The organism is Sabulicella rubraurantiaca, from assembly GCF_017355885.1.
Classification (GTDB): Bacteria; Pseudomonadota; Alphaproteobacteria; order Acetobacterales; family Acetobacteraceae; genus Roseococcus; species Roseococcus rubraurantiacus.
Window position 1 is genome coordinate 100018 of sequence record NZ_JAFEUU010000004.1, and the last position, 20459, is coordinate 120476.

Sequence of the window (20459 nt, forward strand, 5' to 3'; positions counted from 1 at the left end):
ACAGCTCTTGCGGAGTGAACGCCTCGTGACCAAGCCTCTCAGGAAGGCCGTGATGCCGGTGGCCGGCCTCGGCACCCGGTTCCTTCCCGCTACCAAGACCGTCGCCAAGGAACTCCTGCCGGTCGTGGACCGGCCTCTGATCCAGTACGCGGTGGACGAGGCGCGCGAGGCGGGGATCGAGCAGTTCTGCTTCGTCACCGGCCGCGGCAAGACCGCCATCGTCGAACAGTTCGACGTCGCCTACGAGCTCGAGCGCACGCTGGAGGAGCGCGGCAAGGCCAAGGAGCTGGCCGAGCTTCGTGCTGCCGCCCTGCCCCCCGGCTCCGTCGTGACCACCCGGCAGCAGGTGCCGATGGGACTCGGCCACGCCATCTGGAGCGCCCGGCACTTCATCAACGACGAGCCCTTCGCGATCCTCCTGCCCGACGACCTGATGATGTGCGACGTGTCCTGCACGAAGCAGCTGGCCGACGCCTATCGCGAGACGGGCGGCAACGTCGTCGCGGTCGAGGAAGTCCCCCGAGAGCGGGTGAACAAGTACGGCGTCCTTGCCCCCGGCAAGGATGATGGTCGCCTCGTCGAGGTGAAGGGCCTCGTCGAGAAGCCGAAGGTGGAGGAGGCGCCCTCCAACCTCACGGTCATCGGCCGCTACGTGCTGATGCCCGAGGTGATCGGTCACCTGTCCAAGATGGAGAAGGGCGCGGGTGGCGAGGTCCAGCTGACCGACGGCATGGCGAAGCTGATCGGTTCCCAGCCCTTCCACGGGCTGCGCTATCAGGGCCGGCGCTTCGACTGCGGCGACAAGCTGGGCTTCCTGGAGGCGCAGATCGCCTTCGCCCTGCGCCGTCCCGACCTCGCGGACGGAGTCCGCGCCTTCCTTCCCTCCTATCGCTGAGGCGCCCCATGGCTGGCTTTTCCCACAGCTTCGACCCGACGACTCTGCGCGAGTACGACATCCGCGGAATCGTCGGGAAGACCCTCTCGGGCGATGACGCCTTCGCCATCGGGCGGGTCTTCGGCACCATCGTGTCCCGCGCCGGAGGTTCCCGCGTGGCGGTGGGCCGGGACGGACGGCTTTCCTCGCCGGATCTGGAGCCACGCCTCGTCGCCGGGCTGATGGCGAGCGGCATGGAGGTGCTGCGCGTCGGCACCGGGCCAACCCCCCTGCTCTACTACGCTGCGTACGCGCTGGAGGCGGACGGGGCCATCATGGTTACGGGCAGCCACAACCCGCCCGACTACAACGGCTTCAAGTCGATGCTCGGCCGCAAGCCCTTCTTCGGCAAGGACATCCAGGAGCTGGGCCGCATGGCCGCCGCCGGCGACGTGGTGCCGGAAGCCAAGGGCAGCGAGCGCAGCGTGGACCTCGCGGCCGACTACGTCGCCCGGATGATGAAGGATTACGATGGCGGCGACCGGGCCCTCACGGTGGTCTGGGATCCCGGCAATGGCTCGGGCGCGGAGATCGTGAACCGGCTGGTGCAGGAGATCCCGGGCCGGCACACCGTCATCAACGGCACGATCGACGGCACCTTCCCGGCCCACCACCCCGACCCCACCGTGGCCAAGAATTTGGAGCAGATCATCGCCGAGGTGGCGCGGGTGGGCGCCGATCTGGGCATCGCCCTGGATGGCGACGCCGACCGCATCGGCGTGGTGGACAATGAGGGCAACATCCTGTTCGGCGATCAGCTTCTGGTCGTGCTGGCGCGCGACGTCCTGCGGCAGCGCCCGGGCGAGACCATCATCGCGGACGTGAAGGCCAGCCAGGTCCTGTTCGACGAGGTGGCGAAGGCCGGCGGCAAGCCGCTGATGTGGAAGACCGGCCACTCCCTGATCAAGGCCAAGATGGCCGAGACGGGCGCGCCGCTGGCCGGAGAGATGTCCGGCCACATCTTCTTCGCCGACAAGTGGTACGGCTTCGACGACGCTCTGTATTCCGCCGTGCGCCTGCTGGGCATCGTGGCACGGATGGACGGGACGCTGTCCCAGGTGCGCGCCGCCATGCCGCAGGTGATCAACACCCCCGAACTGCGCTTCGACTGTGACGAGGCCCGCAAGTTCTCCGTGGTGGAGGAAGTGCGCCAGCGCCTCGCCGCCGAGGGGGCGGATGTCTCGGCCGTGGACGGCGTCCGGGTGAACTCCTCCGATGGCTGGTGGCTTCTGCGCGCCTCCAACACCCAGGCCGTGCTGGTCGCCCGCTGCGAGGCGTCGAGCGAGGAAGGGCTGGAGCGTCTCAAGGCGCAGCTCGTCCGGCAGCTGGAAGCCTCCGGCCTCGCGGCACCAGATTTCTCGGGCAACAACGCGGGGCATTGACCCCGCGGCGCGGGCGTCACCAAATCTCCGAGCGCGGCCCCGAAACAAGAGGGCCGCGCGAAGGAGGAAGTCCATGACGACTCGCCGCGCGCTCCTGGCCGCCCCGCTTTTCCTGCCCGCGCTCGCCCGCGCGCAGAACTGGACCCCCAGTGGTCCCATCCGCATCATCGTGCCCTTCCCGGCCGGCGGCACGACCGACATCCTTGCCCGCCTTTACGCGCAGCGCCTGACGGAAACGCTCGGCAGTTCCGTGGTCGTGGAAAATCGCGGCGGGGCGGGTGGGTCCATCGGCGCGGACGTGGTGGCGAAGGCGGCGCCCGACGGGCAGACCCTGCTCTTCCACAACCTGACCTTCAGCACCACCACCGCGGCGCTGGAGCACATGGGCCGCGCACCGCACTCCATCGAGCGCGACTTCGCCCCCATCACCCTGGGCGCCAATGTCCCGATGATGCTGCTCGTCGCCAAGGATGTGCCCGTCAACAATCTGCGCGACATGGTGGAGTGGGCGAAGCGCCAGCCCACCACGCCTTTCTATGGCTCCACCGGCCCCGGCTCGACCATGAACCTGGTCGGCGAGGTGCTGAAGCGTGACGGCAGCTTCCCCATGGAGCACGTACCCTTCCGCGGCGCCGCGCCCCTGGTGCAGGAGATGCTGGCGGGCCGCATCCACTTCGGCGGCGACCAGCTTTCCTCCTCGCTCCAGCACATTCGCGGCGGGGCGCTGAAGCCCGTCGCCACGCTCTCGGCCACGCGCGCCCGCGCCGTGCCGGACGTGCCCACGGTGCGGGAACAGGGCTTCCCCAATGCCGAGCTTCTCGGCTGGAACGGGTTCTTCGCCCCGGCCCGCACGCCGGAGCCGATCCTGACACGCCTGCACACGGAGATCGCGGCAGCGGCGCGCCACGCGCCCGTCGCCGCCCGCATCGAGGAACTGGGCGCCGAGCCGGGCGGCAACTCGCCCGCCGAGTTCGGCGCCATGGTCCATGCCCAGGTTGCGCATGTGCGCCCGCTGGTGCGGGAGCTGCAGCTACAGATGGGCTGAACCCTAACGGGCGAGGCGCGACGCCGCCTCGCCCGACAGCCACGCCCCGGCCACCGTGCCGGCGAAGCGCGAATGTGCCGCTTCCCCGGCGAAGACCAGCCGCCCATCGCCCAGGGGCTGCGCCAGAACGGCGCGGCTGCCGTGATGCCCAGGCCGGGCATGGGTGTAGGCGCCCAGGAACAGCGGATCCGCGCCCCAGCGTGTCAGTGTCGCGGGGCCAAATGGCAGGTCCCCGAAGATGTCGCGCAAATCGCGCCGCGCCGCTGCCTCCAGCGCCGCTGGCCCTTCGCGCGACAATTCCCAGGCGTGCTCGCCGCCCACGAAGCCGAAAAGGTGGTCGCGACCGAAGGGACGGCAGATCCAACCGAAGGGAAGCGGCGCGGCGGCGCTGGGCACTTGGCGGACCGAATGAAAGGGCGGAACGGGGAAACGCTCCGGCTCCGGCAGGCGGAAGCCCAGCTTGGTGAGCAGCCCCATCGGCAGCCCATGGACCGCTTCCATCACCTCGGGCGGAAGGTCGGGGGTGAAGCGGATGCCGCCCGAAGCCAGCACCCCGGTCGAGACGGTGACGATGGCCGAGCGCGCCCGCACCGCGCCGAAGCCGCCTTCTGCCACGACGCCCGCCCCGTCCCAGCGCAGCCTCTCCACCCGTGCGCCGAGGCGGATGGGAAGTCCCTCCGCCAGACGCGCGACGATCGCACCCACACCCTGCTCGGGCAGGAGGTTCGGGCCGCCCAGATCCGTCTTGAGGAAATCCTCGAGCGAGATCGTCTCCAGCGGCGCCGCATTGATCTGGTTGCCGAGCCAGTGGGCGATGCTGGCACTCCAGCGTCCGCCGCGCGGCGCCACCTCCGCGACCGACACATCCGGTCCATCGCGCGAGGCCTCCACCGCCGCGTCGAAGTCATCGGCTGCGCTTGCGTGGTCGTCCAGCTCCTCCTTCGTCGCGAAGCGCGTGCCGAGCCAGAGGTGCCGCTCCCGCAACGCGTCATGGTCGCAGGCGGGGCCGGCATGGGGGGTGAGCGGATTCTCGTTGGCCTGGTGCAGCCATGTCGCACCATGGTCGAAGGGCGCGCCCAGCGAGGTGGATTCGGTGAAGGCGCGCCCGCCGACGCGCCCGCCGCCTTCCAGGACCACGCAGCTTCGCCCAGCGTCGCGCAAGGCCCGGGCCGCCGCGATGCCGGCGCATCCCGCGCCGATCACCACCACCTCTGGATCGCTGGGGATCATGCCCGCATCATGCGCCCGAAACCGAGGACCGACCATGATGCAGCCGCCGCCCGCCGAACCCGGAATGCGCGAGGAGGAGGTGGATACCCCTGCCCTCCTGCTCGACCTCGACGCCTTCGAGCACAATCTTGACACCATGGCGGCGCTGCTGGCCGAGCATCCGGTGAAGCTGCGCGCCCATGCCAAGACGCATAAATCGCCTGTAATCGCGCGGCTGCAGATGGAGCGCGGCGCCATCGGCCAATGCGTGCAGAAGGTGGCGGAGGCGGAGGTGCTCGCCTGGGGCGGCATCCCCGACGTGATGGTGACCAACCAGATCTGGGGCGTGCGCAAGCTGGCGCGGCTGATGGGCCTGGCGCGGATCAGCCGCGTCTCGGTCTGCGCCGACGACGCGGCGCAGGTTGCCGCGATCGAGGCAGCGGCCGAGGTGGCGGGCGTGCGGATCCCGGTGCTGGTCGAAATCGACGTTGGCGCCGCCCGCTGCGGCGTCGAGCCCGGCCCGCCCGCCGTGGAATTGGCGGAGCGCATCGCCGCCTCGCGCCACCTCCAGTTTGGCGGGTTGCAGGCCTATCATGGCTCCGCACAGCACATCCGCTCGCCGGAGCAGCGCGCCGAGACGATCCGCGGCGCGGCCGACGCAGCGCGGCGCACGGTGGAGCAACTGCGGCAGCGTGGCCTCGACTGCCCGGTGGTCGGCGGCGCCGGCACCGGCACCTTCCGCCACGAGGCGGCGAGCGGCGTCTATACGGAGATCCAGGCCGGCTCCTACGCCTTCATGGACGCCGATTACGCCCGCAACGAGGAGGCGCCGCCCTTCCGCCACGCCCTCTTCGTGCTGGCGACGGTGATGAGCGCGGCCCAGCCGCACATCGCCGTGGTGGATGCGGGCCATAAGGCCATCCCGACCGATAGCGGCCTGCCGCTGGTGTGGGAGCGGCCCGGCGTCACCTATGCCGGGGCGAGCGATGAGCATGGCAAGCTGACCGTGGAAGATCCGTCGCTGCGCCCGCGCCTGGGGGAGAAGCTGCGCCTCGTCCCCGGCCATTGCGACCCGACGGTAGACCGCTTCGACTGGTATGTGGGTGTCCGCAAGGGCCGCGTGGAAGCGCTCTGGCCGGTCGCCGCGCGCGGCGCCATGGCCTGAGGCTGAGGCGTGATCCGAGAGGGCGGAGCACGCCTCAGCAACTTTTGCGGGTCTGATTTACCGCCTCGGTGATTCACCTCGGCGGATCAGGCTCTAGAGATCCAGCGCGCCGTCGCGGATCGTCGGGGCGCCCTTCACCTCGGAGCGCTTGCCAAGCTGCGTGTCGAGGAGGGCGCGCAGCTTGCGCGTCGCCCCCTGCGCGGCCTCGTGCGGCGTCGCGGCGTGGTGCGTCACCGCCACGGGCTTCTGACCCGTTGGCCGTGCCTCCATGGCGCAGCGCATATCGGTGTCGCCGCCCTTCTTGGGAGAGTTGGCGTCGCCCAGATGCACCTCGATGCGCGTGATCTGGTCCGCGAAACGGCCTAGCGAACGCTGGATCTCCTCGGCCAGGCGTTGGGAGAACTCCTCGCTGCCGCGAACGCCGTCATCCGTGTTGATCTGGATCTGCATGCGGGGAAAACGGGGTCGGGCGGGGGTGGTTTCGCCCCTCACCCGCCCAGCAGCACGTCCCGCGCTTCGTTCACCTGGGCGGCAAGCCAGTCGCTGCCGCCGCGATCGGGGTGGGCGGATTGCATCAGGCGACGATGCGCGGCGCGGATCTCCGCCTCCGTCGCCCCTTCGGAGAGCCCCAGGACCGAAAGCGCCTGCTCCCGCCCCATCCGGCCGCCGGGGGAACGCGGTGGCTCCTCATGGAGGGATTCCTCTCGCCAGCCGGGGTGGGCGCGGTCGAGCCATGCTTCCAGCAGGCCAACGCTCTCATGATCCGCAGCCGCGCAATGCTCCAGCAGCATCAGCAGTTCCGGCAGGGAAAGGCCGGCGAGTTCCCGCCCACCGAAGGGGCCCTGGCGGACCCGGCCGGACAGGGCACCGGTTTCCATGTCGAGCCGCATCTCCAGCGTCTCGGTCTCGACGCCGCTGGCCTCGCCGCCCGGGGAAGGCCGTCGGAAGCGGCGTCGTGTCCACCAGCCTCGCAGCGCTTGGCCGATGGCGGGGCCGAAGAGAAACAGCGCCCAGAAAGCACCGGCCCCGCGCCCGCTCAGCAGCAGCAGCATCACCAGAAAAGCCCCAGCAATGCCGAGGAACCAGATCAGCACCACCTTCACCTGCCCAGGCTTCGCGTTGGCGAAGCCGTGCAGCAGCACCAGGGCCAGCACCAGCGCCAGCCCGCCCAGGGCGAGGTAGCCCACCGCCTAGCTCCGGCGCGGCGCGGGAAGCTGTCCCGCGATGCCCGAGGCCGCGCGTCCCGGCAGCTTCGCCAGCGCAGAACGCCCGCCTGCGGCGAAGACGGCCACGGCGCGAAGGAGGTCGCGCAGAGCATCCGGGCTTGCGGAGTCGAAAGGCGCCCAGGCCCCGCCCGACAGCTTGGCGATCTGACGGAAGCCCCATTCCACCTGCGGATTGCCGCCTTCCTGGAAGCAGAAGACCGGTGTGCCGCGCAGCCCAAGCTGCGCCGCGAGGTGGCCGATCGGGTCCAGCGCCTCCTCCAGCGCGTCGCCCACCAGCACCAGGGCGTGGACTCGCTCCGCCGTCGTCTCGCGCAGCGCATGCTCCAGGCAGCGATGGATTTGCGTCTGCCCCGCCAGCACCGAGACGCCGGACATACGCCGCGCCAGTTCGGCGGCATCAGTCAGGAAAGGCGTGGCGGCGAATTCGTGATGGCCGCGCCAGTAGCATAGCTGCACGGCCAGCCCGCCCAGCCCCTCGGCGGCCGCGAACATCTCGGCCTGGACGTGGCAGGCCCGGTCCCAGCTCGGCTGGCGGCTCGCCGTCGCGTCCACGGCAAAGAGCAACCGCCCACGCCCGGTGGGGCGGACGGCGGGAAGCGTATCGAGGCGCCGCAGGAACTCGGCCACGGCGCCGCCGGATTTGGGGGCGGGAAGCTGCGCCATAAGGGAAATGTGGGGCTGCCCCGGCACGAAACCAGGGCGCGCCGCCTCAGCCCCGGTTGACCTGCGCCCCCGCCACGGCGGCGAGGTTGGCGATGCCGCGCGCCGTCACGCTGGGCACCATGATGTGCACCGGCTTGTTCATGCCGAGCAGCATGGGCCCGAGCTGCAATCCCTCGCTCACCGCCTTGGCGAGGTTGAAGGCGATGTTGGCAGAGTCGATGCCCGGGAAGACGAGCAGATTGGCCGGCCCGTCCAGCGTCGGGTCGGGCACGGCGCGGGCGCGAATCGCCGGCACCAGCGCGGCATCGCCATGCATCTCGCCATCCACCTCGAGATCCGGCGCATGCTCGTGGATCAGGCGCAGCGCCGCGCGCATCTTGCGGGCTGATTCCGCGCCGGAAGCGCCGAAGGAGGAATGCGACAGCAGCGCCACCTTGGGCGGGATGCCGAAGCCACGCACCTCCTCCGCCGCCAGTTGCACCATCTCGCAAAGCTGCTCGGCCGTGGGATCGACCAGCAGGTGCGTGTCCACGAAAAATAGCGTGCCCGCCGGCAGGATTAGGGCGGACATCGCATAGGCGCGGCCCACGTCGGGACGCTTGCCGATGCAGGCCAGCACATGTTCCCAGTGGCGCATCCAGTCGCCCGTGCCGCCGACGATGGCGGCCTCGGCCTGCCCGGCTTCCAGCAGCAGGGAAGCAGCGATGGTGTTGCGGCTCTCGACCCGCCGGGCCGCCGCGTCGGGGGTGATGCCGCGCCGCCCCACCTTGCTCTGGTAGAGCTGCACCAGCGGCGCGAAGAGCTCCGGGTCTTCCAGCGGATGGACGACCTGGACGGAACCGCCAACCTCCATCCGCAGGCCGAGCGCCCGGATGCGCGCCTCCACCACCTCGCGCCGCCCGACCAGGATGGGCTCGGCCGTGCCCTCGTCCAGCACGGTCTGCACGGCGCGGAGCGTGCGCTCATCCTCGCCCTCGCCGAAGACGATGCGCGCGGGGCGGGAGCGCGCCAGTTCCTGCACCGGCCGCATCAAATTGCCCGAACGGAAGACGAAGCGCCCCAACTCGCGCCGGTAGATGTCGAGATCGGCAATGGGGCGCGTGGCGACGCCGCTTTCCATCGCGGCCTTCGCCACCGCCGGCGCCACCTCCAGGATCAGCCGCGGGTCGAAGGGCTTTGGGATGATGTATTCCGGTCCGAAGAGCGGCGGGGTGCCGCCATAGGCCGCGGCCACCACCTCGCTCGCCTCCACCCGCGCCAGGGCAGCGATGGCCTCGACGGCTGCGACCTTCATCGCCTCGTTGATGGTGGTCGCGCCGGCATCCAGGGCGCCGCGGAAGATGAAGGGGAAGCAGAGGACGTTGTTGACCTGGTTCGGGTAGTCCGTGCGGCCCGTGGCGACGATGGCGTCGGGCCGCGCCGCGCGCACCGCCTCGGGCAGGATCTCGGGCTCGGGGTTCGCCAAGGCCAGGACGAGGGGGCGCGGTGCGAGGCGGCCCAGCCACTCGGCCTTCAGCACGCGGGGCGCCGAAAGCCCAAGGAAGATGTCGGCGCCGTCCAGCACCTCCTCCAGCCGCCGCGCCTCCGTGTTTTGTGCGTAGCGCGCCTTGTAGGGGTCGGTGTTCGGACGGCCCTCCCAGACCACGCCCTCGATGTCGCAGACCGTCACGTTCTCCCGCCGCAGCCCCATGGCCACCAGCAGGTCCAGGCAGGCGAGGGCCGCCGCGCCGCCGCCCGTGTTCACCAGCTTCACCTCCTCCAGCCCCTTGCCCTGGACGAGGAGGCCATTGCGGATCGCCGCCGCGACGATGATGGCAGTGCCGTGCTGGTCGTCGTGGAAGACGGGGATGTTCATCCGCTCGCGCAGGCGGCGCTCGATCTCGAAGCACTCGGGCGCGCGGATGTCCTCCAGGTTGATGGCGCCGAAGGAAGGTTCCAGCGCCGCCACCACCTCCACGAAGCGGTCGGGGTCGAGCGCGTCCACCTCGATGTCCACGGAATCGATGCCCGCGAACTTCTTGAACAGCACCGCCTTGCCTTCCATGACCGGCTTGGAGGCAAGCGGGCCGATATTGCCCAGCCCCAGCACCGCGGTGCCGTTGGTGATGACGGCGACCATGTTGCCGCGCGTCGTGTAGTCCCAGGCGGTCTGCGGGTCGCGCGCGATCTCCTCGCAGGCGGCAGCGACCCCGGGCGAATAGGCCAGCGAAAGGTCGCGCTGGGAGGCCATTCGCTTGGTCGGCTCGACGGTGAGCTTCCCAGGCCGCGGCAGGCGGTGATAGTCGAGCGCGGCGCGGCGGAGGTCTTCGTCCATCGGTGTCCCCTGGTCGGGACCGACCATACTATCCTTGGCGCGCCGGCAAAACCGCGCTGTCATCCCTCCCGGACAGGAAAGCGCAGCCTCGCCACGGCCCCATGCGTGCCGGAAAGCTGGAACTCCCCGCCCAGCTGGTCGGCGAGCTGCCGGACGATCTGCAGGCCGAGGCTGTTGGAACCACGCAGGTTGAAGCCGTCCGGCAGCCCGGCCCCGTCATCCTCCACGGACAGGGCGGCGACCCCCTGCCCCTCATCCGCCAGGGCGACCACGAGGCTGCCCTCCCGCCCATCGGGGAACCCGTGCTCCACCGCGTTCGCGATGAACTCGGCCGCGACGAGTCCCACCGGGATGGCCCGTGCCGGGGACAGGGCGATGGGTGCGGCACGCAGGACGTGCCGCACCCGGTCGCTCACGCCGGCGGCCGCCAGATTGTCCTCGCACAATTCCCGCAGGAACTCGTCCATGCGGATCTCCGTCGCCTCCGGATCGTGAAGCTGGCGATGCAGGCGGGATATCAGGTCGAGGCGCCGCCGCGCGTCCTGCAGCACGTGCTGCGCCCGATCATCCGTCACCGCCCGACTCTCGACGGCGAGCAGGGAGGAGACCATCTGCAGATTGTTGGAGATGCGGTGCTGTAGTTCGCGATACAGGGTCTCGCGCGACTCAGCGAGGCGCCGGTTGCGCTCCCGCTCCTCCCGCACACTCCGGAGCGAATGGGTCATGGCACGGATCAGGGCGATATCCACCGACGCGATCAGCGCGAAGAAGCCGAGGGCCAAGGCTCCGCTCAAGTTCAGCTCGAACGAGCCGATGGGCGCGAGGAAGAAGTAGTGGGATGCGATCAGCGAGGCGACGGCCACCGCGGTCCCGGCCCGCGCACCGCACAGGAAGGCAACGATGATCACCGCGGGAAAGAAGGTAAGGAACGGGAAGCCAGAGGGCAGCAGAGAATCCAGGGCGACGCGCGCCCCGAACGCCACGAGGAACGCCAGAAGGGCGACGCCCCAACGGAAAAGCGGGCCACGCGGCGCAAGCGCGAGCCCTGCGAGGAAACGCGTCATGCGCAAGGGGATTCCCGGTGGGCAGAAGCGCCGCGCCTCTGCGTTCATCTATTCCGGGCGGGCCGGATGGTGCGGTCGAGAAGATTCGAACTTCCACGGGGTTGCCCCCACTAGCACCTCAAGCTAGCGCGTCTACCATTCCGCCACGACCGCGACGCGGGGTGGCTTTAGCGCAGGAAAGCCATGGGTTCAACCGGCCCCGAATGGGTGATTTCCCCAGGTCTCACCCTCTACCCCGATGCCCTGTCGCAAATGAGGGACCATGTCGCGGCGATTCGCGACTACGGCGCGCCCGAGCGGGTCTGGATGGTGGAGCATCCGCCCAGCTACACGGCCGGCACCTCCGCCAAGCCCGAGGAACTGCTGGAGCGGCGCTTCCCGCACTACGAGGCTGGGCGCGGCGGGCAATGGACCTATCACGGCCCGGGCCAGCGCACCGCCTATGTGATGCTGGACCTTGCGCATCCGCATGGCGGTGTGCCGCCACGCGACGTGCGCTGCTACGTCCATGCCCTGGAGGAATGGATGATCCGCGCCCTGTGGCGCTTCAACGTGAAGGGGGAGCGGCGCGCGGGCCGCGTTGGCATCTGGGTGGCCGACACGCCGGTCGGCGAGGCGAAGATCGGCGCCATCGGCGTGCGCGTGTCGCGCTGGGTGTCGTGGCACGGCATCGCGCTGAACGTCGAGCCGGAACTTTCGCATTTCGCGGGCATCGTGCCCTGCGGCATCCCCGAATTCGGGGTGACCAGCCTCGCCCATCTCGGCATCACCGCGACGATGGAGGAGCTGGATTCCGCCCTGATGGCGGAGTGGCCGGGGGGGGTGGGGGAGAAAAACCCCCCCCCCCCGGGGCCGCCGCCCCCCCGCCAGAAAAACCGGGGCCCTGATGGCGGAGTGGCCGGGGGTGTTAGGCTATAAAACCCCCGGCCCTTCGGCTCAGCGGCCGCGCGCCATGAAGACGCGGCCCGAATCGTCGCCGGGGCGGCGGCGCGGAGCCTCACCGCCACGCGGCGCGTCGGGACGGCGCTGCTGACCCTGCGGCTTCGCCTGCTGCCCCTTCGCCGGCGGCTGGTGACGCCCCTGCGACTGCTGCGGCTTGCGCGAGGGTTGCTGGTCCCCGCCCCGACCCGGACGCGGGCCGCGCTGCGGGCGCACCGGGGTGGCGCGGTCATCCAGGCGGCCGGACTTGTCGGCGCGCTGGTCCTCCATCGGCACGGATTGGCGCGTCAGACGCTCCACCGCACGCAGCAGGCCCAGCTCGTCCGGCGCCACCAGGGCCACCGCCTCGCCCTCGGCCCCGGCGCGCGCGGTGCGGCCGATGCGGTGGACGTAGGTTTCCGGCACCTCCGGCAGATCATGCTGGATGACGTGCGTCACCTCGCGCACGTCGATGCCGCGCGCGGCGATGTCGGTCGCCACCAGGATGGGCGCCCGGCCCGACTTGAACTCGGCCAGCGCCCGCTCGCGCTGGCTCTGGCCCTTGTTGCCGTGGATGGCATTGGCGGACAGTCCGTCCTGCTCCAGCGCCTTCACGATCTTGTCCGCGCCGTGCTTGGTGCGGGAGAAGATCAGGGTGCGGCCCACGCCCTCGCCGCGCAGCAGCTTGGCGAGCATCGCGCGCTTCGCGTTCGGCTCCAGCAGGATGGCGCGCTGATTCACGCGCTCCGCCGTGGTGGCGACGGGCGTCACCTCCACGCGCACCGGGTCGCGCAGCATGTCGCGCGCCAGGTTGGCGATGTCCGTCGGCATGGTGGCGCTGAAGAACATGGTCTGCTGGCGCTGCGGCACCGCGGCCACGATCTTGCGGATCGGCGGCAGGAAGCCCTTGTCGAGCATCTGGTCCGCCTCATCCAGCACCAGCACCTCGACATGGTCGAGGCGGGCGTGGCGCGTCCCCATGTGGTCGAGCAGGCGGCCCGGCGTCGCCACCAGCACGTCCACGCCGCGGGCCAGCGCCTTCTGCTGCGGCACATGGCCGACGCCGCCGAACACCACTTCGGTCGAGAAGCCGAGGTGCTTGCCGTACTTCTTGAAGCTGTCCGCGATCTGCGAGGCTAGCTCGCGCGTCGGGCTCAGCACCAGCACGCGGCAGCCGCCGCGCGGTGGGCGGCCGCCGCCCTGCTTCAGCCGATGGAGGATGGGCAGGGCGAAGGCAGCAGTCTTGCCGGTGCCGGTCTGGGCGATGCCCAGCACGTCGCGGCCCTGAAGGGCGGCCGGGATGGCCTGGGCCTGAATGGGAGTGGGAGTCTCGTGCCCGGCTTCCGCCAGCGCCTGCAGCAGCAGGGGGTCGAGGCCGAGTTCAGCAAAATTGGTCATGAATCATCCTGCGGCGCGAGCGCACCGCGTGTCGTCGTATAGGGGGAAAGCCCCGCGTTCTGGGCCGTTCCGGGCTTGAGAGCCTCATGGAACCGGCAGGACGGGCCCGGGCTTTCGCCAGGCCGGCTAACGCGGCCGGTTCCGGGCGGGCCAGGAGGCCCGCGCGACATTTCCAACATGCTGCATTGCAGCGGTGATTGCAAGGTCAGGCGGTCGGCAGGCGGCGGAATCCGGGTTCTTCCGGATCATCCGCAATGCTCTCCTCCAGCGAATCGACCCGCGCCGCGGGCGGGCCGCGACGGCAGGCCAGCAGGACGGCCTGCACCGAGGGGCGGTCGCCGGCCAGCAGCGCCTCCACCGAGCCGTCGCGCCGGTTCCGCACCCATCCGGCGAGGCCATGCGACCGCGCCTCCACGACCAGCCAATCCCGGTAGCCGACGCCCTGCACGCGCCCGGCGATGCGGACCAGCGTCGCCATCAGCGCGCCAGCGCGGCGAGGCGCGCGGCCAGGGCGATGTCCGCCCCCACGCGCGTGCGCCGCTCCTCCGCCTCCCAATCCAGGCCCCAGCGCTCCTCCTGGAACAGCTCGTCCAGGACGGCGAGGCGATGCGCCTCCTCGGGCGTGAGGCCGCCGCGCGTGACGGCGAGCCCCAGCACGAGGGAGCCGAGCGCGGGCACCAGCACCCCGAGTGCCGCGAGCGGCACGGGAGGATGCGCCGCAACCGCCGCCTCCAGCGCGCGCAGCGCCGCCGAGGGTTGGCGCATGGGCATGATGCCCTCCGTCACTGCCAGTTCCGCGCCGAGCGTGTCCCGCGACCAGTCGAGCCAGGGCTGCCACGCCTTTGCCTGCCGCGCCGCCAGGGCAGGGTCGTCGGCGCGATAGCAGAGCAGGTCCGTCTCCCCGTAGCGGGCGATGGCGGCGACGGTGGGCGCCGGGTCGGGCGCGATGCGCTCCGCCGCCGTGCCGACGAGGCGGGTGAGCGGCACGTCGTCCCACCGCATCTCCCCGCCCTTGCCGCCGCCCGCCGCCTGCCATTCCGCGGCCAACGCCTCGGCGAGAGGCGCCTGCTCGACGGAGAGCGTGCCGCCGCCCGGAAGGCGCACCGGGCGCCCGTCCAGCCGGATGGCGAAGCGGCCATTTTCCGCCACCACCCCCGCCTCGTCCCAGAAACGCTTCATCGCAGCAGTCCCCGCAGCAGGTTCTCGATCACCGGGGCCGGGTTGGAGGCCGGGTTGCGCCCCGGGTCGGCGGGGCGCGCGGCAGGAGCAGGCACCGGCCCGTCGCGACCGCCCCGCGCGATGCGCAGCGCCGCGCCGCATTCCGGCAGGGATGGCCCGGCCTGGTTGGGCAGCACGCCGCCCAGGCCGGGCACCAGCCGCTCCAGCTGGTTGCCCAGATCACCGGCCAGCGCCCCTTCCACCAGTCCACGCGATTCCAGCCGCGGATCCAGCAACGTGCCCGTCACGGGGATCGGCGCGCGCACCCGCACTCCCGCCACGCGGAGATCCACTGATATGCGTCCATTCAGCGTCTCGTCGCGCAGGTTGATCGTTCCCTCGCCGGCCGCGCGGCCCGGCGCGCCTTCGAGGTAGAGCACCTCCGTCCGCGCCACGCCGCGGTCGAGCCGCCAGCGGAAGGCGCCGCAAGACAGCGGCACGGCGCCACCCGCCCCCGGCACCACCTGTCCGACCGCGCTGGCCCAGCCGCCAGTCAGCCGCCCCTCCGTCACGGCGAGGCCGAGATGGCCCGTGGCGGTCGCCGCCAGGGCACGGCTGGTCGGGCCCTGCCCCCGCAGATCCATGTCGAGATCCGCGCGACCCTGCACCGGCCCGCCCCGCGTCAGCGCACCGAGGTCAAGCCCCTGCCCGCCCCCAGCCAACTGCAGAGCCGGCGGATCGGCCGTCGCATCCGCCGCGACACGGAGGTTGAGACGCCCGCCCGGCACTGTGGCCTGGAACGGGTCGAGCCGCGCGCGCCCGCCCTCGTTGACGAGACGGCCGGACACGTCGCGGTAATCCGTCCCATTCCAGCGCAGCGTGCCGAAGCGGAAGCGCAGGTCGGAATCGAAGAGCCGCAGCGCCGAGACATTCACGGGCACATCCGGGATCAGCCGGGCCGGGCCTGCTGGCGCGGGGGCAGGTGCCGGCGCCGCCTGGGCCGCCGGGGCGCCTTGTGCCGGAGCACGTGCGGTGAGCGCATCCACGTCCATCCGGTTGGACTGCACCTCCCCGCGCAAGGATGGCCGGCCGCCCCAGGCCAGTTCCAGCCCGCCGCGCAGATCGCCGGCCGAGGAGTTGAAGTTCAGATCCTCCAGCACCGCGCCCGTCGTCCCGCGCGCCGTGACGCGCGCCGCCAGCGCCACGTCGCGCAGCGGCGGCAGGGCTATGCCGGCCAGGGCAGCGACGGGGGCGAGTTCAGGCGCCCTACCCTCCAAGCGCAACGCGCCGGGCCATTGCCCGGACACAGCGAAAGTGCCGCCCGCCGCCTCGGCGCGAAGTGCGACGGGGGCCGGGCGCCCTTCGGTGAAGGCAATAGGCGTCGCCTCGCCAGTCACCACCAGGGGTTGGCCGCGGAACTGGCCGCGCGCCTCAAGCCGCGCCGGGCCGTCGAGCGCCGCCATGGAAAGCCGCGCCCCTTCCAAGGTGAACTCAGGCAGCGCACCGCCCTGCGCCGTCGCCTCCAGCGAGGCGAGGCGCGGCGTGCCGCCCACGATTCCGCCCTCTGCGCGCAAGGACACGCCGGTCAGCGGCGGCAAGGGGCGACCCGCGAGGCCAGACAGGTCGGCGAGGCGCGGCGCCTGTGCTTCCAGCCGCCCCTGCCAGCCCTCGCCCTCTCGCCGGGCCTCGGCGGAGATGCGCGCACCGGGCAGCGTGGCGGAGAGCCGTCCTCCCCCCGGCCCGCCCCGCCCTTCGACCAGCGCCTCCGCCCCGCGCGCCACCAGTGTCGCGGTCAGGTCGAAGGGCTGGCCCGGCCCGGCGCCGGCGATGCGGGCACGCGGCACGGTGATGCGCTCACCCCCAGCCGTCACCACCCAGTCGCGCAGCGTCACCTCGCGGATGTCGAGCACGGTCCCATCTTGCGATTGGGGCGCTGCCGGTTCGGGAGCGGGTGCGGCCTCGGGCCGGCGCGGCGCGAAGTTCCAGTTGCCACGCTCCAGCAGCAGGTCGCCGCCTTCAAGCGTCAGGGCGCGCACCTCGGCCCGCCCGCCGATCAGCGGCAGCAGGGCGAGGCGAAGCTCGGCGCGGCGCAGCGTCAGCATCTCGGGCCGTGAGCCACCCTCGACATTGCCCAAACGCGCGCCCTCCAGCATCACCACGGGCACGAGGCCCGGCGTCAGCGCCAAGCGGTCCGCGGCAAACTCGCGCCCGGTGGCGCGCGACACCGCCTCGACGAGGCGCGGCCGGAAGGAGTCCGCGTCGAAGAACAGCAGGAAGCCGCCGACGACCAGCAGCGGCAGGAGGATGACGACGCTCAGCGCCACGAGCATCCAGCGCCTCATGCCCGGCGCCTCGACGGACGGGGGGCGGGGTTGTCGAAGCCCAGGAAGCGCATCGTTTCCTCCATGTGCGGCGGAACCGCCGCCTCGACCTCCAGCGTGCCTCCTTCGGGATGCGGCAGGCGCAGCGCGCGGGCATGGAGGTGAAGCTGCCCCGACAGCCCTTCCACATGCGCCGCCGCGCCACCGTATTTCCCGTCGCCCAGGATAGGGGTGCGCAGCGCCTCAGCGCAGTGGACGCGAAGCTGATGGGTGCGTCCGGTCAGCGGTTCCAGCCGCAGCAACGCCGCTCGGCGGCGCGCCTTGTCCAGCACGGCGAACTCGGTCGTGGCGCGGCTGCCCTTGGGGTCGGGGATCATGCGCTCGCCGCGCGGGCCGCCCTCCTTGGAAAGCGCCATCTCGATGCGGCCGCCCACGTGCTCCGGCTCGCCCACCACCACGGCCCAGTAGGTCTTGTGCACGTCGCGGCCCCGGAAGGCCGCGGCCAGCGCCCCCGCCGCGGCTTGGCTGCGCGCCAGAACCAGCAATCCGGAGGTGTCACGGTCCAGGCGATGGACGAGGCGCGGCCGCTCCTCCGCATCGAAGCGCAGCGCGTCCAGCGCACCGTCCAGGTGACGCGTGATGCCGGGACCGCCCTGCACCGGCAGGCCATGCGGCTTGTCCAGCACGATCACGCTTTCGTCACGGAACAGCACCCGTGCCTGGAGATCGCGCGCCAGGGCCTCGGGCACCGGCTTGGCCTCGGCGCGAGGCGCGGGTTCGGTAGGCATGGGCGGGACGCGCAGCTCCGCCCCAGCAGGCAGGCGGGTATTGGCCTCGGCCTTGCGCCCATCCACGCGGATCTGGCCGGTGCGGAGCATCTTCTGCAGCGCTCCCTGGGTGAGCGCGGGAAAGCGGCGCTTCAGCCAGCGATCGAGGCGCGTATCAGCCTCGGCGGGCGGGACGGTGAGGATCTGGGGCATGGCCGCATCATAACGCAGCCGGGCCGCCCTGGTCAGGCGGCCCTTTCGGGCGGCCGGTCCACGGCCCGCACACCGCGCAGGAAGGCCAGTGTTCCCGCGAGCCGCGCCGACCACTTGTCACGCGAGGGATGAAAGGGCCGGAAGGCCAGCCGCGCCGCCAGTTCCACCGCGAGGCCCAGCCCATGCGCCGTGGCCCGCGCCCCACCACGATGCTTGCGCTCGACGTGCAGCGCCGACCACGCCATGTGCCAATGCTTCCACCATTCGAGGCGCGGCGAAGGCGCGGAGGAACGCCCGGCCGCATGGTCCAGCGCCGCGCCCTGCACGTGCACCAGCGAATACCCCGCTTGGCGCAGGCGGAAGCAGAGGTCGTCATCCTCGAAATAAAGGAACAGATCGTCGTCGAAGCCGCCCACGGCGCGGAACGCGTCCATGCGGAAGAACATGGCCGAGCCGCCGACATAGGACGCGCAGCAATCGCCCGAGGGCATGGCGGGCGCCGCTCCGCCGCGTAGCTCGAACAATCCAGGCCGGCCGAATTGCAGCGCCCCGTCCGGCGTCCAGGAGCAGGGCGCGAGCATCCCTGCATCGGGGTAGCGCTGCGCCGCCTCCAGCAACGCCTCGAACATGCCGAGGCGGCAGCGCACATCGGCGTTCAGCAGGATGCCGAAAGGCGTCGTCACCTCGGCGAAGCCCAGATTGGCCGCGCGCCCGAAGCCCAGATTGCGCTCCGGCCGCAGCACGCGGGCGCGGGGCGCGAGGCGGGCGGCGAAGTCGGCGCTGCCGTCGCCACTCGCATTGTCCACCACGACCAGCGGCACCGCCTCCGGGATGGAGGCGAGGCAGCCGGGAAGCACCTCCGCGCTGTTGAACGACACCACGACGGCGGAAACCGCGCCGATCCCCTCCGTCATGCGTGCCGTGCCCACATCAGTCCTGCGCCCACTCCCAGGCATAGCCCTTCGTGGAGCGCTTCAGCCGCCCGGCAGTCGGGCTCGGGAAGTGGATGGGCAGCAGCACCGTGTCCGTGCCCGCCACCTCGGAGAAGACCTTGCGCCGAGTCGCACGCGCGGCCTCCGGGTCCCAGCAGAAGATGGTCGAAAGCTCGGGATCGGAGCATTGGAGCTGGTGGTGGAACATGTCGCCGGTGATCAGCGCACGCTTGCCGCCCCTCTCGATGCGCAGGCAGCAATGGCAGGCGGAATGGCCGGCGGTGAGCATCAGCGAGATGCCCGGCTCGATCTCGAACCCCTCCTCCACCAGCAGTGCCTGCCCAGCCTCGACGATCGGCTTGCAGTTCATGCGCCACACGCCGCCGGCGCCGCCCGGACGATCGACGCCCTCCTGGTCCAGCTTTTCCCACGCCTCGTACTCGCCTTTGTGGAAGACGTACTTCGCGCGCGGGAAGAAGGGCACCCAGCGCCCGTTCTCCAGCTTCGTGTTCCAGCCGGAGTGGTCGATGTGCAGGTGGGTGCAGAAGACGTAGTCCACATCCTCCGGGTTCAGCCCGGCGGCGGCCAGCTCGTCCAGCCAGCGCTGCTTCGGGAAATCCATGGGCGGACCGTAGCCCTTGTCCTCGCCGGTGCAGGTGTCCACCAGGATCACGTGGCGCGCCGTGCGGACGATGAAGGTCTGGTAGGTGATGACCATCTTGCCCGACTCGCGATCGAACACCTCGGGCTGGAGCTTGGCGATGTTCTCGGCCTGCTTCGCGGAATCGTAGCCGAGGAAGAAATCCTCCGGCCGCCGCCACGGACCGTCGCGCTCGATCACGCTGGTGATGGACACGTCGCCGACGCGCAGTTCCTTCATGTCGTTTCCCCTGATTGCGCGTGCAAAGCTGCCCCCTTCCAGCGCGGGAGGGAACCCCGCCCCGTCAGGCCCCGCGCGCCAGGAGGCCGCGCGCCAGAGCCTCGAAGGCGGGAACAGGAAGCTCCTCCGCCCGCTTCTCCCCGGCGATGCCGGCGCCCGCCAGCAGCGCCTCGGCCCCGCCCAGCGACTTCAGCGCGCCGCGCAGCATCTTGCGGCGCTGGCCGAATGCGGCGGCCGTCACGCGCTCCATGGCCCGGAACAGCGCCTGCTCCGGCTGCTCCGCCCGCGGCTCCAGCACCACCACGGCGGAGTGGACGCGCGGCGGCGGGCGGAAGGCGCCGGGGGGCAGGCGCATCCCGATCCGGCACGTCGCCACCCATTGCGCGATCACGGCGAGGCGCCCGTAATGCTCCGTGCCCGGCGCGGCCACGATGCGTTGTGCGACCTCCTCCTGGAACATCAGCACCAGCCTCTCCCAGGCGGCGGCCTGTGCCAGCCAGCCGAGCAGCAGCGGCGTGCCCACGTTGTAGGGCAGGTTCGCCACCACCTGGCGCGGCGCCGGCAGCGTCGTCCCGTCGAAGCGCAGCGCATCCTGCCGCAGCACAGTGAGCCGCCCGGGATGGGCCGCCTCCAGCTCCGCCAGCGCGGCCAGGGCCCGCTCATCGAGTTCGACGGCGGTGAGGTGCGCGAGCGGCGTCCCGAGCAGCGCGCGGGTGAGGCCGCCGGGGCCGGGGCCGACCTCCAGCACGTGGCGCCCCGAAAGGTCGCCGGCCAGCAGGGCGACGCGGCGGCACACCGCCTCGTCCAGCAGGAAGTGCTGCCCCAGCGCCTTGCGGGCATCCAACCCGAAGCGCCGCGGCACCTCGGACA

Annotated in this window: 19 protein-coding genes and 1 tRNA gene; 5 read left to right on the forward strand and 15 right to left on the reverse strand. The window is 71.4% G+C overall.

Going from position 1 to position 20459, the window contains the following annotated elements; all coding sequences use genetic code 11:
- The first annotated feature begins 52 nt into the window (after positions 1–52).
- From JTJ31_RS09120 to JTJ31_RS09130, 3 genes are all read left to right on the forward strand, one after another.
- A complete protein-coding gene (locus JTJ31_RS09120; RefSeq protein ID WP_207538341.1) occupies positions 53–895 on the forward strand; it encodes a UTP--glucose-1-phosphate uridylyltransferase in 843 nt (280 codons plus the stop codon).
- An 8-nt stretch (positions 896–903) separates the two neighbouring features.
- Positions 904–2316 (forward strand): phosphoglucomutase/phosphomannomutase PgmG, encoded by a 1413-nt coding sequence (pgmG, locus tag JTJ31_RS09125; RefSeq protein ID WP_207538342.1) that lies wholly within the window; start codon positions 904–906, stop codon positions 2314–2316.
- 73 nt (positions 2317–2389) lie between these two features.
- Complete coding sequence (locus tag JTJ31_RS09130; protein ID WP_207538343.1) at positions 2390–3361, forward strand: Bug family tripartite tricarboxylate transporter substrate binding protein; 972 nt, start codon at positions 2390–2392, stop codon at positions 3359–3361.
- A gap of 3 nt (positions 3362–3364) precedes the next feature.
- Here JTJ31_RS09130 and JTJ31_RS09135 read toward each other — a convergent pair whose 3' ends face one another.
- Entirely contained in the window at positions 3365–4591 is a 1227-nt protein-coding gene (locus JTJ31_RS09135; RefSeq protein WP_207538344.1) for a flavin monoamine oxidase family protein, read from the reverse strand.
- Between the two features lie 34 nt (positions 4592–4625).
- Between JTJ31_RS09135 and JTJ31_RS09140 the strand changes: the two genes are divergently transcribed.
- Positions 4626–5735, forward strand: a complete 1110-nt coding sequence (locus JTJ31_RS09140; RefSeq protein WP_207538345.1) for a DSD1 family PLP-dependent enzyme — start codon at positions 4626–4628, stop codon at positions 5733–5735.
- 93 nt (positions 5736–5828) lie between these two features.
- Here JTJ31_RS09140 and JTJ31_RS09145 read toward each other — a convergent pair whose 3' ends face one another.
- From JTJ31_RS09145 to JTJ31_RS09170, 6 genes are all read right to left on the reverse strand, one after another.
- On the reverse strand, positions 5829–6185 hold the full coding sequence (locus tag JTJ31_RS09145; RefSeq protein WP_207538346.1) for a ribosomal subunit interface protein: 357 nt from the start codon (positions 6183–6185) through the stop codon (positions 5829–5831).
- 38 nt (positions 6186–6223) lie between these two features.
- Positions 6224–6922, reverse strand: coding sequence for a J domain-containing protein (locus JTJ31_RS09150; RefSeq protein ID WP_207538347.1), 699 nt, complete (start codon positions 6920–6922; stop codon positions 6224–6226).
- 3 nt (positions 6923–6925) lie between these two features.
- Positions 6926–7624: a VWA domain-containing protein gene (locus JTJ31_RS09155; protein WP_207538348.1), complete on the reverse strand. Its 699-nt coding sequence runs from the start codon at positions 7622–7624 to the stop codon at positions 6926–6928.
- A gap of 46 nt (positions 7625–7670) precedes the next feature.
- On the reverse strand, positions 7671–9938 hold the full coding sequence (locus tag JTJ31_RS09160) for an NADP-dependent malic enzyme (RefSeq protein ID WP_207538349.1): 2268 nt from the start codon (positions 9936–9938) through the stop codon (positions 7671–7673).
- A 59-nt stretch (positions 9939–9997) separates the two neighbouring features.
- Positions 9998–11002 carry a sensor histidine kinase gene (locus tag JTJ31_RS09165; protein WP_207538350.1) on the reverse strand — a complete coding sequence of 335 codons (1005 nt, stop codon included), beginning with the start codon at positions 11000–11002 and terminating at the stop codon, positions 9998–10000.
- A gap of 67 nt (positions 11003–11069) precedes the next feature.
- Positions 11070–11155, reverse strand: a tRNA-Leu gene (locus tag JTJ31_RS09170).
- A 30-nt stretch (positions 11156–11185) separates the two neighbouring features.
- Here JTJ31_RS09170 and lipB point away from each other — a divergent pair.
- Positions 11186–11920, forward strand: coding sequence for a lipoyl(octanoyl) transferase LipB (gene lipB / locus JTJ31_RS09175; protein WP_207538351.1), 735 nt, complete (start codon positions 11186–11188; stop codon positions 11918–11920).
- An 18-nt stretch (positions 11921–11938) separates the two neighbouring features.
- On the opposite strand, the gene JTJ31_RS09180 is transcribed toward lipB, so the two are convergent.
- From JTJ31_RS09180 to rsmA, 8 genes are all read right to left on the reverse strand, one after another.
- Positions 11939–13318: a DEAD/DEAH box helicase gene (locus tag JTJ31_RS09180; RefSeq protein ID WP_207538352.1), complete on the reverse strand. Its 1380-nt coding sequence runs from the start codon at positions 13316–13318 to the stop codon at positions 11939–11941.
- Positions 13319–13523: 205 nt separating this feature from the next.
- Positions 13524–13799, reverse strand: coding sequence for an acylphosphatase (locus JTJ31_RS09185; RefSeq protein ID WP_207538570.1), 276 nt, complete (start codon positions 13797–13799; stop codon positions 13524–13526).
- Positions 13796–14497: an ATP12 family chaperone protein gene (locus JTJ31_RS09190; RefSeq protein WP_207538353.1), complete on the reverse strand. Its 702-nt coding sequence runs from the start codon at positions 14495–14497 to the stop codon at positions 13796–13798. Before JTJ31_RS09190 ends, JTJ31_RS09185 begins: the two co-directional genes overlap by 4 nt.
- On the reverse strand, positions 14494–16818 hold the full coding sequence (locus JTJ31_RS09195) for an AsmA family protein (protein ID WP_207538354.1): 2325 nt from the start codon (positions 16816–16818) through the stop codon (positions 14494–14496). The genes JTJ31_RS09190 and JTJ31_RS09195 overlap by 4 nt, the downstream gene beginning before the upstream one ends.
- Positions 16815–17777: an RluA family pseudouridine synthase gene (locus JTJ31_RS09200; protein WP_207538355.1), complete on the reverse strand. Its 963-nt coding sequence runs from the start codon at positions 17775–17777 to the stop codon at positions 16815–16817. The genes JTJ31_RS09195 and JTJ31_RS09200 overlap by 4 nt, the downstream gene beginning before the upstream one ends.
- Before the next feature lie 32 nt (positions 17778–17809).
- Positions 17810–18691: a glycosyltransferase family 2 protein gene (locus JTJ31_RS09205; protein WP_207538356.1), complete on the reverse strand. Its 882-nt coding sequence runs from the start codon at positions 18689–18691 to the stop codon at positions 17810–17812.
- Between the two features lie 16 nt (positions 18692–18707).
- The gene (locus JTJ31_RS09210) at positions 18708–19589 is read right to left on the reverse strand and encodes an MBL fold metallo-hydrolase (protein ID WP_207538357.1); all 882 of its coding nucleotides are present in this window, start codon (positions 19587–19589) and stop codon (positions 18708–18710) included.
- 64 nt (positions 19590–19653) lie between these two features.
- Positions 19654–20433, reverse strand: coding sequence for a 16S rRNA (adenine(1518)-N(6)/adenine(1519)-N(6))-dimethyltransferase RsmA (gene rsmA / locus JTJ31_RS09215; protein ID WP_236020038.1), 780 nt, complete (start codon positions 20431–20433; stop codon positions 19654–19656).
- Between the last annotated feature and the right edge of the window lie 26 nt (positions 20434–20459).